The sequence below is a fragment of the Helicobacter anatolicus genome, from assembly GCF_021300615.1.
Lineage (GTDB): Bacteria > Campylobacterota > Campylobacteria > Campylobacterales > Helicobacteraceae > Helicobacter_H > Helicobacter_H anatolicus.
The window spans coordinates 40349-54594 of record NZ_JAJTMY010000002.1 but is presented as its reverse complement, the minus strand read 5'-3'; the positions used below and the strand labels follow the sequence as shown (position 1 = coordinate 54594).

The 14246-nt window shown below is 33.1% G+C and carries 12 protein-coding genes and 1 pseudogene; 2 read left to right on the top strand and 11 right to left on the bottom strand.

What is annotated here, in order from left to right; all coding sequences use genetic code 11:
• Window positions 1–58 precede the first annotated feature (58 nt).
• From LW133_RS02980 to LW133_RS02930, 11 genes and pseudogenes are all read right to left on the bottom strand, one after another.
• Window positions 59–238, bottom strand: a complete 180-nt coding sequence (locus LW133_RS02980) for a hypothetical protein (RefSeq protein WP_233076273.1) — start codon at window positions 236–238, stop codon at window positions 59–61.
• Window positions 239–259: 21 nt separating this feature from the next.
• The gene (locus LW133_RS02975) at window positions 260–2167 is read right to left on the bottom strand and encodes a 6-hydroxymethylpterin diphosphokinase MptE-like protein (RefSeq protein WP_233076271.1); all 1908 of its coding nucleotides are present in this window, start codon (window positions 2165–2167) and stop codon (window positions 260–262) included.
• Between the two features lie 33 nt (window positions 2168–2200).
• Entirely contained in the window at window positions 2201–2563 is a 363-nt protein-coding gene (gene rplT / locus LW133_RS02970; protein WP_233037181.1) for a 50S ribosomal protein L20, read from the bottom strand.
• A 90-nt stretch (window positions 2564–2653) separates the two neighbouring features.
• Window positions 2654–2848, bottom strand: coding sequence for a 50S ribosomal protein L35 (gene rpmI / locus LW133_RS02965; RefSeq protein ID WP_233037179.1), 195 nt, complete (start codon window positions 2846–2848; stop codon window positions 2654–2656).
• Window positions 2849–2886: 38 nt separating this feature from the next.
• Entirely contained in the window at window positions 2887–3411 is a 525-nt protein-coding gene (gene infC / locus LW133_RS02960) for a translation initiation factor IF-3 (protein ID WP_233037178.1), read from the bottom strand.
• Entirely contained in the window at window positions 3408–5219 is a 1812-nt protein-coding gene (gene thrS, locus LW133_RS02955; protein ID WP_233076269.1) for a threonine--tRNA ligase, read from the bottom strand. Before thrS ends, infC begins: the two co-directional genes overlap by 4 nt.
• A 62-nt stretch (window positions 5220–5281) precedes the next feature.
• On the bottom strand, window positions 5282–7243 hold the full coding sequence (ligA, locus tag LW133_RS02950; protein WP_233076267.1) for an NAD-dependent DNA ligase LigA: 1962 nt from the start codon (window positions 7241–7243) through the stop codon (window positions 5282–5284).
• 48 nt (window positions 7244–7291) lie between these two features.
• A complete protein-coding gene (locus LW133_RS02945; RefSeq protein ID WP_233076265.1) occupies window positions 7292–9097 on the bottom strand; it encodes a flagellar hook-basal body complex protein in 1806 nt (601 codons plus the stop codon).
• Window positions 9098–9101: 4 nt separating this feature from the next.
• Window positions 9102–9917, bottom strand: a pseudogene (gene flgD / locus LW133_RS02940) (flagellar hook assembly protein FlgD); the annotation flags it as partial.
• A gap of 9 nt (window positions 9918–9926) precedes the next feature.
• Window positions 9927–10634 (bottom strand): flagellar hook-length control protein FliK, encoded by a 708-nt coding sequence (gene fliK / locus LW133_RS02935; RefSeq protein ID WP_233076256.1) that lies wholly within the window; start codon window positions 10632–10634, stop codon window positions 9927–9929.
• Window positions 10635–10654: 20 nt separating this feature from the next.
• Window positions 10655–11524, bottom strand: a complete 870-nt coding sequence (locus LW133_RS02930; protein WP_233076254.1) for a hypothetical protein — start codon at window positions 11522–11524, stop codon at window positions 10655–10657.
• 188 nt (window positions 11525–11712) lie between these two features.
• Here LW133_RS02930 and typA point away from each other — a divergent pair, with 188 nt between their 5' ends.
• Entirely contained in the window at window positions 11713–13515 is a 1803-nt protein-coding gene (typA, locus tag LW133_RS02925; RefSeq protein ID WP_233076252.1) for a translational GTPase TypA, read from the top strand.
• Between the two features lie 60 nt (window positions 13516–13575).
• Window positions 13576–14214, top strand: a complete 639-nt coding sequence (locus LW133_RS02920; RefSeq protein ID WP_233076249.1) for an NAD(P)H-dependent oxidoreductase — start codon at window positions 13576–13578, stop codon at window positions 14212–14214.
• The last annotated feature ends 32 nt before the right edge of the window (window positions 14215–14246 follow it).

Genomic DNA, 14246 nt, shown 5'->3' with positions numbered 1-14246 from the left:
ATATTGCTTACCTTCAGAATAAAATACTAAAGAATAGGTTTTTCTATCTCTTAAAAGGCTAGATTTGCCACCCCCCCCCCCTGAGATAATCTAGCACATTTAATACCTTATAAAAAATATTTTTAATAAAAAATATAAAAGAAGCAAAAATTGCAACTACAGAAGATAAAAGTAAAGACCCTGTACTAGGATCTAAATACGCATGCGCCTCCCCGCTAAACAACAAAAACCAAAACATCACAATCTCTTTCTTAGTTATTTATATAAATTTAAGTAATAATTTATATCGTATTAGCATTCTATCAAAACTTAAAGATATAATCTCTAAACTTTGTGTATAAAATAAAAAAATATCATCATAAGGTAGATGCAGACTTGCTAAAAGCAAGTTTTGTAAGATATGTGCCAAACTTCCTTCAAACAAAATTCCTAAATGTGGTTTTTTATAACTCACTTGCACCATAAAAGCAAAAAGCCTATCCACGCATGCAAACAACTCTTTTTTGCTATGAATCTCCCTTCCCAAAATTTCTAACACTTGATCCCTAAAAAGATAAGCATCATGAATATTTTGCTCCAATGAAAATGCATCAATCTTTTTTGTAGAGTTTTTAATAGTCTGTAAAATTTGTTTTTTATCAATAGGTTTAAGGGAAAAATCCGTTGGTTTTACAAACCTACTCCCTTCTATATATGCACCCATTCCAAGGTTAAGCACCATTTTTGGTTGTAGTTTTTTAATAGATTCTTGCAAATTTTGCAAAGAAAGCAAAAATAAAGAATCTGCAAAAACTTTTTTTTGTGTATTTCCTAAAATCTCAATTGCATCTTGTGGAATTTTTGCCTCCTCATCACCATAATAAGAATTTTTTGCATGCTTACTCAACCCTTCAATATACCCACAATCAAGCCCACACAACAAAACTTCACTTCCCAATTGCATTGCTAAACTAGCACCTGCATTACCTACAAATGGAGCACAAAACTCCATCACACTATTTTTAAATAAATAGCTTGATGCACTCCCCCCTCTCAAAAATAAAAAAGCCTCTTTTGCAATTTTCAAAGCACTAGGATTTACCATATTGCCACACAAAAGCGTAGTATCTCCCAATGGTGCTTGCTCTAATACATCTTTCAAATAATCAATACGCTCAATTTCAATTTGAAAATCCACAGAGATTCCATAATCTTTCAAAGGCTTTAAAGCTGTACCACAAGAAAAAATAATCATCTTTTCTGCATTTTCTTTAATAAAGGGCAATAAAAAATCTAAACTTGGTCCATTTGCAACCACACAAATTGGCACATTCAAACGCTTTGGATAAGACAAAAAAGGATAATTTTTATTTTGCAGAGTGTTTAAAAGTCCTATACACTCATCTTCAAAACTCCCCCAACCTCTTTTATTTGCACTATATTCTTGCCGCACCCATGTAATTAGTTTTTCCAATCTTGGACTCACATAGCTTTGTAATTCACAAATTAAAAAATTATTAGTAATCTTTTTAGATGCAAAAAAATTACTAATAGTTTTACGATTTTCAACATTTTGAATACAAAGATAAAATCCACCCTGCGAAACCTGTTTAAAAAGCTCATAATAGTCCACAAAATAACAACTAATACGAAAAAAATCTAAATTTTCTTCAAAAAGTAAAAGTGAATGAAAAAAAACACCTTCTTCACGCATAAACTCTAAAAACAATCCCCCTAAAATTCCATACAAAATCGTTGTGGGCATAAACTTTGGATCTAAATAGTATTCTTTGATACCACGATTTTTCCGTACAAGTTTAATAATTTCATTAATTGCAAACCCTGTAATTGGTAATTTTTTCTCATCAATAAAGTCTAAAAAAACATCATTATAATGCATTTTCCAACGAGGATTACTTGTAGGTTTGGTAGCAATTTCTAAATGCGTCTCAACCATTGTATAACAAGAATCTAGCACGGGATAAAGCATTACTTGTTGTTTTAAATCAATAATATTTAACCCTCTAGAATCTAAAACTAAATTATAATCAATCGGGGGTTTTTGTAGTTGCTGAAATAATTGAGGAGAATTTGATTTAAAAAATTCCATATTTTTTATCATTCTTTGCGATAAAAAATTTTCGATATTTTCTATTTTTCCTTTTGTAAGTATTTCAAGAAGTTTCATAAAATCATCCCTCCCAAAAAGGGAGAGAAAAAATTATTTTTGAGCGTTTAAAGCTTCTTTTGAGATTGACACAACTTTATTGAATGCATTCATATCATTCATTGCCATATCCGCCAAAACTTTTCTATCTAGCTCAACATTTGCAAGCTTTAACCCATGCATAAATTTGGAATAACTCATTGCATTCATTCTGCAAGCCGCATTAATTCTCACAATCCAAAGACTTCTAAAATCTCTTTTCTTTTGTTTTCTATCACGAAAAGCATAACACAAGCTTCTTTCAAGCTGCTCTTTTGCCTTTCTAAAATGTTTTCTTCTACCGCTATAAAAACCTCTAGCGAGTTTTAGTATTTTTTTATGGCGTCTTCTTCTGACAAAACCTGTTTTTACTCTCATTTTTTCTCCTTAACCTAAACTTTAGGTGTAGCATTTAGCTAATCTTGCCCTATAAAGGGGAGCCTTTTTCCTAAAACCAACCTTTGCAAATTATGCTTGACAAAGTAAATTTTTAACCGAATCGCTATTAGCACTATGCACATAATGTGGTTTTCTAAGATTTGTTTTTCTCTTAGGGCTTTTTTTAGTCAAAATATGACTTCTGAAAGCACTACCACGCTTCACGAGATTTTTTTTAACTTTAAATCTCTTAGCAGCACCACGATTTGTTTTCATCTTTGGCATTGTTCTACTCCTTTCATAAGATTAAAATCTATATTATATTATTTTTTTTCTTGTTTTTTAGGAACAAAAAGTAATGTTACATAACGTCCCTCTACTCTTGGCTCCTTTTCTTGCATTGCAATATCCTCAATCATACTTGCTACCTTATGCAATACATCAATACCACCTTGTGGATCACTAGTCTCTCTACCTTTAAGCACAACTTTAAATTTTACATGCTTTTCATCTAAAATAAATTCTCTTGCATGCTTTACTTTATAGCTAATATCATTTTGTGCAATCTGTGTTGAAAGCTTAATCTCTTTAATTTCAATTTGTTTTTGTTTTTTTCTTGCTTCTTTCTGCTTTTTTTCAAGTTGATAACGATATTTTCCATAATCCATCACCTTGCAAACCGGTGGTTTTGCTGTTGGCGAGATCAATACCAAGTCAAGTCCCTTAGAATCTGCAATTTTCTGTGCCTCTTGTGAAGAGATAATTCCATACACCTCACCATCATCACCAACGCATCTTACTTCTTCAAAATCAATATCCTGATTTAATAAAACTTCTTCTTTACTCAAAAGCTAACCTCTCTCATTTTCTTTTCTATCATATTCAAAAACTCACTCTCCTTCATTTCATATTGGCTTTTTTCACGTCGATCTCTAATTGCCAAAGTGCCACTTTGCTGCTCTTTTTCACCAATCACTAAAATCATAGGCACGCGCTGTTTTTCAGCATTACGTATTTTTTTATTTAATGTTTCATTTTTATCCATCACCTCTGCATAAGCCCCCAAAGCAATAATTTGTTTTCTCAACTGCTCTGCATAAGCGTGCTGATTTTCACTAATTGGAATCAACACAATTTGTGTAGGTGCTATAAAGAATGGAAATTCGCCGCCAAAATGCTCTGTAAGTATAGCACTAAAACGCTCAAAAGAACCTAAAATTGCACGATGGATCATTACAGGTTCTTGCATTTGGTTATTTTCATCAACATATTCAAGCATAAAACGATGTGGTAAATTCATATCAATTTGCACTGTTCCACACTGCCATTTTCTCCCAATAGCATCTGTAATTTTTATATCAATTTTAGGTCCATAAAAAGCTCCACCACCCTCATCAATTTTATAAGAAATCTTATGCTCTTGCAAGGCATCTACCAAAGCTTGAGTTGCCACCTCCCAAACACGATCCTCACCGATAGATTTTTCAGGCCTTGTTGCAAGCTCCATTTCATAATGAAATCCAAAAGCCTGCATAATACTATCTGTAAAAGCAATAATATTACTCACCTCTGCTTTAATTTGCTCTGGGCGGCAAAAAATATGCGCATCATCTTGCGTGAATTCTCTTACCCTTAATAATCCATGCAACACTCCACTTTTTTCATGACGATGCACAACTCCATATTCATAAAAACGCAAAGGCAATTCACGATAACTTCTAATTGAACTTTGATAAACCTTGATATGCCCCACACAATTCATGGGTTTGATGCCATATTCCACATCATCAATCGTCGTGAAATACATATTTTCACCATAATTGTCATAATGACCACTTATTTTCCAGACACTACTTTTTAAAATCTCAGGTCCTCTAACAGGTTCATAATCCCTAATCATCAAAGCCTTTGTAAGCATTTCTTCAATTCTTCTTCTTAATCTTGCACCTTTTGGTAACCAAATAGGTAATCCTGCACCAACCTCTTCATCAAAAGTAAAAAGCCCCATTTCTGTACCAATTTTTCTATGATCGCGTTTTTTTGCCTCTTCAATCTGTGTAAGATATGCATTAAGAGTTTCTTTATCAGCAAAAGCAATCCCATAGATTCTAATTAGCATTTCAGCCTTTTCATCTCCACCTAAATAAGCACCCGCAAGTTTTGTAAGTTTAAAGCTATGCAAAAATCTTGTATTAGGTAAATGTGGGCCACGACACAAATCCTCAAAATCCCCTTGTCTATAGATGCCAAAACTATCACCAGTAATTCTACTCATTACTGCTTGTTTCAACTCATCATTTTTAAATTTTTCCATCGCCTCTTGTCTGCTCATCACAGACTTATTAATCGGCAACTTTTTCTTTGCAATCTCTTTCATCTGCTTTTCTATTTTTGGCAGATCTTCCTCGCTAATTTTACTAGCGGTTTTAAAATCATAATAAAATCCCTCATCTACCACAGGACCAACAAAAAACTTCGCATCAGGATAAAGCTCTTTAATTGCTTGTGCCATCAAATGCGCACAAGAATGTCTAATAATTGATAGCGATTCTATAGAATTATCAAAAATGATCTCTTCTCCGCTTAAGCCTCTTTCTTGTGCAGTTTGAGTATCAATAATTTCCTCTCCAACCTTAAAACCTATAATTTCTGACATCACTTTCCTTAAAAATATAAAAAATCCTAAAAAAATTATAACACAAATTTACATTTTAATACTTACGACTCTTTATTAAAGTATGCAAAAAACTCACTTTCATTTAAAATTTTAACCCCCAAAGCCTGTGCTTTTTCTAGCTTGCTCCCTGCATTTTCTCCACAGATTACAAAATCGACTTTAGAACTCACAGAATTAGATACCTTAGCCCCAACATTCTCAAGCATCGCAACAATCAAATCTCTTGGTTGCTGCAATGTCCCTGTTAATACAATTTTCTTCTTAGAAAAATAATTTTGTTTTTGCTCTTGTATTATATTTTTGGGTGTAAGAATCTTTAAGAGCATTTGCACTAAATTTTTATTAATATTAGAGAATTCTACAAAAGATTTTGCCATCTCCTCACCAAACCCCTCAAGCCCAATAATCTCCTCAATATTTTTTTCAAAACACGATAGTCCAAAACTTTGTGCAAGTTTTTTACTCGCCCCCTCACCAATATGCTCGATCCCTAATGCATTAATTAACCGCCACAAATCAATATTTTTCGTATTTGCAATAGATTCTAAAAGATTTTTTGCTTTTTTTTCTTTGAAGCCTTCTAGTTTTAAAAGTTCTCCATAATCTAAACTATAAAGATCAATCACACTATGCACCAAATTTGCATCAAAAAGCTGATAAACAATCCTCTCACCCAACCCATCAATATTTAAAGCCTTTTTGCTTGCAAAATGCACAATACTTTCCTTAACCCTTGCTTCACAAAGTAAATTTTGGCATTTAATAAAAATATCTTCTATCAGAAGCTCTTGATTACACACAGGACAATGCGTAGGAGGCAATATCTTTTTTTCTTCTCCTGTGCGTTTTTCTACAAGCGGTTTAATAATTTTTGGAATTACATCCCCACTTCTAATCACAACAACCCAGTCTAACATTCTTATATCTTTTTTTTCAATTTCTTTATAATTATGCAAAGTTGCCCTTTTTATCTCTGCACCCTCAATCTCTACAGGTTCAAGCTCGGCTACAGGAGTAATCACCCCTGTCCTTCCTACTTGATTTGTTATTGATAAAATTTTTGTATGTTTTTCAACTGCGGGAAACTTATATGCACAAGCAAAACGCGGAGATTTTATCGTAAAACCCAAACTTTCTTGCTGTTTAAAAGAATCTACCATCACCACCATACCATCAAGCATCATTTCAAAATCTGTACGCATTTTCATAATTTCTTCATAATATGCTTGAATAGATTTCAAATCCTTGCAAACTTTTACAAAAGGAACAGGATAAAAACCTAATGACAAAATTTTTTGCATACTTTCAAAAAAACTATCTTGCTGTAATGTATGCTCGCCAAATCCCCATGGAATAAAACGCAACTTTCTACGCGCAGTAATCGCACTATCTAATTGTCGCATACTCCCTGCTGCCGCGTTTCTTGGGTTAGCAAACAAGCTTTCATTATTTTCTAATCTCTCAGTATTAATTTTTTCAAAATCTTCTTTTGTAATCACCACTTCCCCGCGCACTTCGATATTATCAAAATAAGGAATCTCGAGAGGAATTGAAGGGATAGTTTTAGCATTTTGTGTTACTAGTTCTCCCATCACACCATCTCCACGCGTAGCTGCACTTTTTAGCTTTCCATTTTCATAATACAGATTCAATGAAGCGCCATCAAATTTTGGAGAACAAGTAAAACTCGCATCAGGATAAAGTTTAAAAATCCTTTGACACCATTCTGTTAATTCTTCGAAATTAAAAACATCATCTAAGCTCCACATTTTCTTTTTATGTGTGCTTTTTTGAAATTCAAGAAGAGGAGGCATTCCCACTCTTTGGGTTGGCGAAGAAGAAAGAATTTCTTTTGGATTTTTTTCTTCATAATTCTTAACTTGATGATAAAGAATATCATACTCTTCATCGCTTGCTATAGGATCATCTAAGACATAATAATGATATGCCATTTTTGTAAGTTGTTTTACGCATTCTTGATACTGCAAATTATTTTTGATCATTTTTTCCACCACTTATTAAAATGATCAAATTATACCAATAATGCAAAATTAACGCTTCAAATTAATCGCTTCTTTCATTAAATCGTCGCCAGCATTAAATGCTTTAGCATTCATAGAATACCCTCTTTGCATTAAAATAAGATTTGTTAATGCACTAGTTACATCAGTATTGCTTGTCTCAAGATATTTATGCATAATATGCCCAAATTTTAATTTCCCTTCTCCCATATCATCCCAACCTAAAATAGGCGCACCACTTAAAATTTTATTATCTCCATTATTATCAACTGCTTGAGAGATTTCAAACATATTACTACCTGCTTTTTTCAAACCTTGATCATTAGAAAATGCAACAATGCCAACTCTTCCCACAGGAGTTTCTGCACCATTAGTAAAATAAAGCTTAATAATTCCATCCTCATCTACACGAATCTCACTAAGTTTTCCCTCTGTTCTACCATCTGCTTGAGTTTTTAAAAGTGCAGAATCTTGATAACCTAAATTACTAGATAAATCCTCACCTACTCCATCAAAAGAATAACTAATCTTTGCATTTTTAAAATCAATTTCTAGTGGCTCTTTTTTAACAGCTTGATGATCAGAATTAAACTCTAAATTTGTTTCATAAACTTTTTCTTCAAATTCCTTATAATCTTTATCATAAATTTGTGTGCGTGTTGTCCATTTTTGATTGACATTTTCTATATTATTACCTGTTTCATTTAAATAATATTCTGTCTTAATATAAAACTTATCTCCATTATCATCAAAAATTTCTGCATTTGTCGTATAAGATGCAATATAAAGTGCATTGCTTCTTTGTGCTTCGTTATTTTTAATAGGCATATTAGACAATGTCAAACCCAAACGATCGATAAATTTACCTCCAAGTGTTAATTGCATATCATCTTGAGTATTTTTAAGTTCAAATGCCAAAGGCTTAGCAGGCACACCCTCAGCATTTCTCTCTACATCAAGCTCAAGCCCTGTTTGCTCTTTGAATAATTTTTGCAAATCCTCAATAGAGTGAAACTCATTTTCTCCCAATTCTTTTTTAGGGCTATACTTAAAAATATATTCTTTTTCCTCATCATTTTGATTGATACGGATTCTAATATCATTATTTACTCTTGCATCTAAAGGTTGTTTTTCATTATTAAACAATGCATTAACATCAAGATTTTTTAATTCTTGCTCTAAAAAGTTTCCATTTTTATCAAATAAATAATTTTCTAACAAAGTAGAATCTTTTTGCGTGTTGAGGTTTAGCGAGAGTTCTACCTTTGTAGTTTGCGTAGGTTGATAAATAATATTTTGTGGAATCTTTAATGGGGTGAGTTTGTTTGCTTTTAATGCCTTCTTATCCTCTTCTACACTCTTATCTGTTAGTACATTGCCCTGTATTTTTCCTAAATCAACCCCATATACATAATAACCAGAAGAATTTACAAGATACCCTTCACTATCACGACTAAAAGATCCATCGCGTGTAAAATAATTTTCTTGCTCTCCTTCATAACTATCTTCTTCAATAGTCAAGCTTCCTTTTTCATTTTTTCCAACAACAAACCACCCCTTCCCGTTATAAGCCATATCAAATTCGCCTTCACTTGGCTTATAATTTCCACTCTTTGTAGAAATTGCATTACTTGATACTGTGGTACCAAAATTGCGGTCACTGCTAACGGTATTAGAATTAATAGAATCAATATGCTCACTCAAAAGAGATTTGAACTCTGGAATATTTTCTCTATATCCTGTAGTATTAACATTTGCAATATTATTAGAAATACTATCTAAACCAAATTGATGGCTTTTAATACCGCTATAGGAATTAAGAATTGTGTTGTTCATTGCTCTTTTCCTTATCATAGAATTCAATTGCACTATCCATTGGTAAAATCATAGCCCCCATCTTAATCATCGGTTTGCCCTTATCAAACACCACACTATCTACCTCACCCCTTCCTACGCGAGATTGACGATATTTATTTGTAGTGCTATCAAGATTATATTCTGCACGAATATCATAACTTCCATTCTCCACACGCACACCCTTGTCATTTAAACCATCCCACTTAAAAGTAATATAGCCTGATTGCCCCTCTTTTCCTGTGATAGGTAAAGTTGCTACAAGATTTTTTTCTTTATCAAAAATCTGAATTGTAGGTTTTCCTTGATCTTCTTTGATAGGCTCATCAAAATACAATGCAAAATCAATACTTCCATTGCCCTCAATAGTAATTCCATCAACATCAGTTTCTACAATCTTTCCAATCATAGATACTGCATTTAATGCACTTACCTGTGCAAGATATGCATTAGAATCCATACTTTGCTCCATTCCCTTATCGAGTTTTTCTAAAGTATTTTTCAAATCTGTTTGAAAAGTTTTTAATGCATCATTAGTTTCTTTTGTAGATTGCATTGCACTTGCAACCTCTTTCATCGTCTTTTTATTTTCTTCTTGCATTTCTACTTGCGTAAGTTGCGCAGTTTGTGTAATAATCTTATCTGTCTCCATAGGTGCTGTAGGATCTTGATTTTTAAGCTGTTCCAAAAAAAGCTTCATAAATGCATCTTTGTCTAGTCCATTTGCAATTTTTGGCGGCTCTGCTTTTTTTGCCTCTTGTGCTGCCTTTGCTCCTGTAATCTCGGCCAAATCAATAGCCATTTTTGCTCCTTATGCGTATTTTGGTAGAACAATCTCTAAAGTATCATAATTATGATTTGAGATTTCTTCAATTTCTTGATATTCTTGTAAGCTATTTTTGTTCCTTTTTTCCCTTTTTCCTTCTTCTTTTTGTTGTGATGAGCCATTTTGTGAGAAATTAAAATCAATATTATTAAACCCTATGTTTTGAAGATTCTGTCTCAAATCCACTTGATTTTGTGCAAACATATTGATAGCTTGGGTATTAGAAGTAATGCTAATATGCAAATCCTTACCCTTTTTAGTAATACTTAATTCAATTTTTCCTAATTTTTCCGGATTAAGATCAATGCTTAATTTTGTAAGCGGAGGTTTATATTGTTTAATAGATTCTTTAATTTGCTGTGCAAAAGAACTTAGCGTAGTTTTTAAACTAAAATTTTTATCATCTTGTGTTTTTAGTGTAGCAACATTTGCGGTATTTTGAGGCTTTATACTTTCTGTCTTATTTTCCTGATTTTCTTTTACAATGCCACTTTCTTCACTCTCCCCTAACATTTCTTCTAAATTTTTTAAATTTTCTTGGGATTGCAAAAACTCCTCTTCCAAACCTACTATCTTTTCCTGAATCCCCCCTTGTCTCTTCTCTTCCAAATTTTGTGATACAACACTACTAATTGGAATTTTTTTGCTTTTTTGATTCTTATCTATAGCATCATGCAAAGAATTGGCAACCACTGCATTTGTGATATTTCTACCTAGCCTGCTAGGGTTTTTTTTTTATCCATTTCTTGTAATGCTTCTTGCATAACCAAATCTTTAAATTCCACCCCTTCACGTTTGTATCCAAATTTCTCAAAAGCCTTATTATATGCTTCCTCTTTTTTCCCCTCTCTTATTTTAGAATCCACAATATTTTTTGGTAAATTTTTCCCTCTTTCAATTATAGCAATCCTTTCACCCCTCCCCTCTTCTTTGTATTCAATTTTATTTTTTCCCTGAAGTCTCCTTCGCTCCTCCACATCTTTAGCATTAATCTCTTTTAGAGCTTGAGCTAATGGTTCACTAATTTCTTGAGGTTTTTTACTCCCTACTTTTGTTTTTTGCTCCAAAAGTTCTTGTGTGCTCATTTGCATATTTTTTACAGGCTTAGATTCATTTTGTACTTCTTCATGCTCTACTTCTAATTGCGTGGGATTTAATCCTTTATCTTGTGCTAATTGTTTTACATCAGAGAGTTTTTTATCACCATTTTGTGCAATATTTTGCATAGTTTTAGAATCTTTATAATCTGTTTTTGTATTCTCCAAAGAAGGATTTGATGCGTTTTTTATTTCTTGAGATAATAACGTATCTTGCGGGGTTTCTTTGCCAATAGCTCTAGTTTTTATTTCTTTTTTCTCTTCACTTATCGTAGTATTTTTAGCTTCTTTACCATCAACTTCTTTGTCATCAATTTCCTTGCTATTTTTCTTAGCTGTCTTCTCTGCTTCCTTAGCCTTTTTTTCTATTAATTTTGCAAAACTCTCCTGCTCATTTTTCACTTGATCTTGCAACTGGGCTTTTTTGCTCGGATTAGAGTTTGTGCTCTCATTTATTGCTGCATGATTATTAATAGAATCCACCATTTTAATACTCCCAAAAGTCCAAAAAATCTTTGTTTAAAGTTAAATAAGCAAAAAAAGTTCCAAAAATAATTATATTTTTTGATTTACTAAAATCATCTTAAGAAAAAAACAATAATCTATCAAGATTTAATATTCTTTTTATAAAAAAAAGGTAAAATTTCACACATATTTTGTCAAAAAGAGGGTTTATGCAACAAATTAGAAATATCGCAGTTATCGCACACGTAGATCATGGTAAAACAACGCTGGTTGATGGGCTTTTAAGCCAGTCAGGAACCTTTGGTGAGAGAGATAAACTTGATGAAAGAGTAATGGATAGTAATGACCTAGAAAGAGAAAGAGGTATCACAATTCTCTCAAAAAATACCGCTATCAATTATAAAGGTACAAAAATTAACATTATTGACACTCCAGGGCACGCAGATTTTGGTGGGGAAGTTGAACGAGTACTTAAAATGGTAGATGGTGTGTTACTCCTTGTAGATGCGCAAGAAGGAGTTATGCCACAAACTAAATTTGTTGTAAAAAAAGCTTTAAATTTTGGAATCCGCCCCATTGTAATTGTTAATAAAATTGACAAGCCTGCAGCAGAACCCGACAGAGTAGTTAATGAGGTTTTTGACCTTTTTGTAGCAATGGGTGCAAATGATGAACAACTTGACTTTCCTATTATCTATGCAGCAGCGCGTGATGGCTATGCAATCAAAGATTTAAATGATGAAAAAAAGAGCCTTGAGCCACTTTTTGAAACCATTATTGAACATGTTCCTATGCCAAGTGGCAGCGTAGATTCCCCGTTGCAAATGCAAATTTTTACACTTGATTATGATAATTATGTAGGAAAAATTGGTATTGCAAGAGTATTTAATGGAAAAGTAAAAAAAGGTGAAAATGTCCTACTTGCAAAAGGTAATGGGGAAAAAGAAACGGGTAGAATCACAAAACTTATTGGCTTCATGGGATTAGCGCGTACAGAAATCGAAGAAGCACAAGCAGGTGATATTGTTGCAATTGCTGGATTTAACACAATTGATGTAGGAGATTCTTTGGTAGATCCAAATAATCCTATGCCACTTGATCCTATGCATTTAGAAGAACCGACTATGAGTGTATATTTTGCAGTAAATGATAGTCCGCTTGCAGGATTAGAAGGCAAACATGTAACTGCAAACAAACTCAAAGATAGACTTCTTAAAGAAATGCAAACTAATATTGCAATGCGTTGTGAAGAAATGGGCGAAGGTAAATTCCGTGTAAGTGGGCGTGGTGAGTTACAAATCACAATTTTAGCCGAAAATCTTCGCCGCGAAGGTTTTGAATTTTCTATTTCACGCCCTGAAGTAATCATTAAAGAAGAAAATGGTGTGAAAACCGAACCTTTTGAGCACTTAGTTATCGACACACCTCAAGATTTTAGTGGCACAATCATTGAGAGATTAGGGCGTAGAAAAGCTGAAATGAAAGCCATGAATCCTATGGGTGATGGCTACACAAGACTAGAGTTTGAGATTCCTGCAAGAGGTCTCATTGGCTATAGAAGTGAATTTTTGACAGACACAAAAGGAGAAGGTGTTATGAATCACTCCTTTTTGGAATTCCGTCCCTATAGTGGTAGCGTAGAATCTCGCAAAAATGGTGCATTAGTCTCTATGGAAAATGGTGAAGCAACAGGCTTCTCTCTCTTTAATATTCAAGAGCGTGGGGTATTGTTTATCACACCACAAACAAAAGTTTATGTAGGAATGATTATTGGGGAACATAGCAGAGATAACGATCTAGATGTAAATCCAGTAAAATCTAAACATCTTACAAACATGCGTGCAAGTGGGAGCGATGATGCGATAAAACTCGTCCCGCCAAGAGATTTAACACTAGAGCGTGCATTAGAGTGGATTGAAGATGATGAAATTTTAGAAATCACTCCACTTAATATTAGAATCAGAAAAAAATATCTTGATCCTAATGAACGCAGAAGAATGGCAAGAAAATAATTTATCTGCCTCAAAACTCTTATAAGTTTTGAGCAATATTCAAAATCAAAAGGTAAGAACATGAAAGATTTATTTTTACAGGCAATGCGAAGACGCTTTGCGTGCAAAGTTTTTGACTCTTCAAAATCCATCAAAGAAGAGGATTTTGAAGCAATTTTAGAATCCGCTAGACTTACCCCCAGCTCTTTTGGGTTAGAACCTACGCGTATTTTGGTGATAAAAAATCAAAAACTTCGCCAAGAAATACAACCACTTTGTTGGAATCAAAAACAAATTACCCAAGCAGACAAATTAGTAATTCTTACTTCAAAAACTATGGATCTTTTATCTCAAACTCACTACACTACTAAAATGTTTGAACGCAAAGTAGGGAAAGATAAACAAGCACTAATTGACTACAAAGACAAAAGATATAAAAACTTTTTAGAATCAAACGGATATTGCGATTGCAATTCACTTTATCAGTGGACTTCAAGACAGGCTTATCTTATGGCAAGCTCCATGATAAATTGCGCAAGTTTTCTTAACATTGATAGTTGTCCGATTGAAGGCTTTGAAAAAAAGGCTTTAGAAAAACTATTAGGACTTGATCCTTTTGTAGAACAAATTTCTTTGATTCTAACTTTTGGATACCATCTTGAGACTCCAAGCACAAAATCCCAAAGACTAGAAAAATCCGAACTTATTACATATATTTAATAGATAAAAAATCAATACATATAATTAATTTA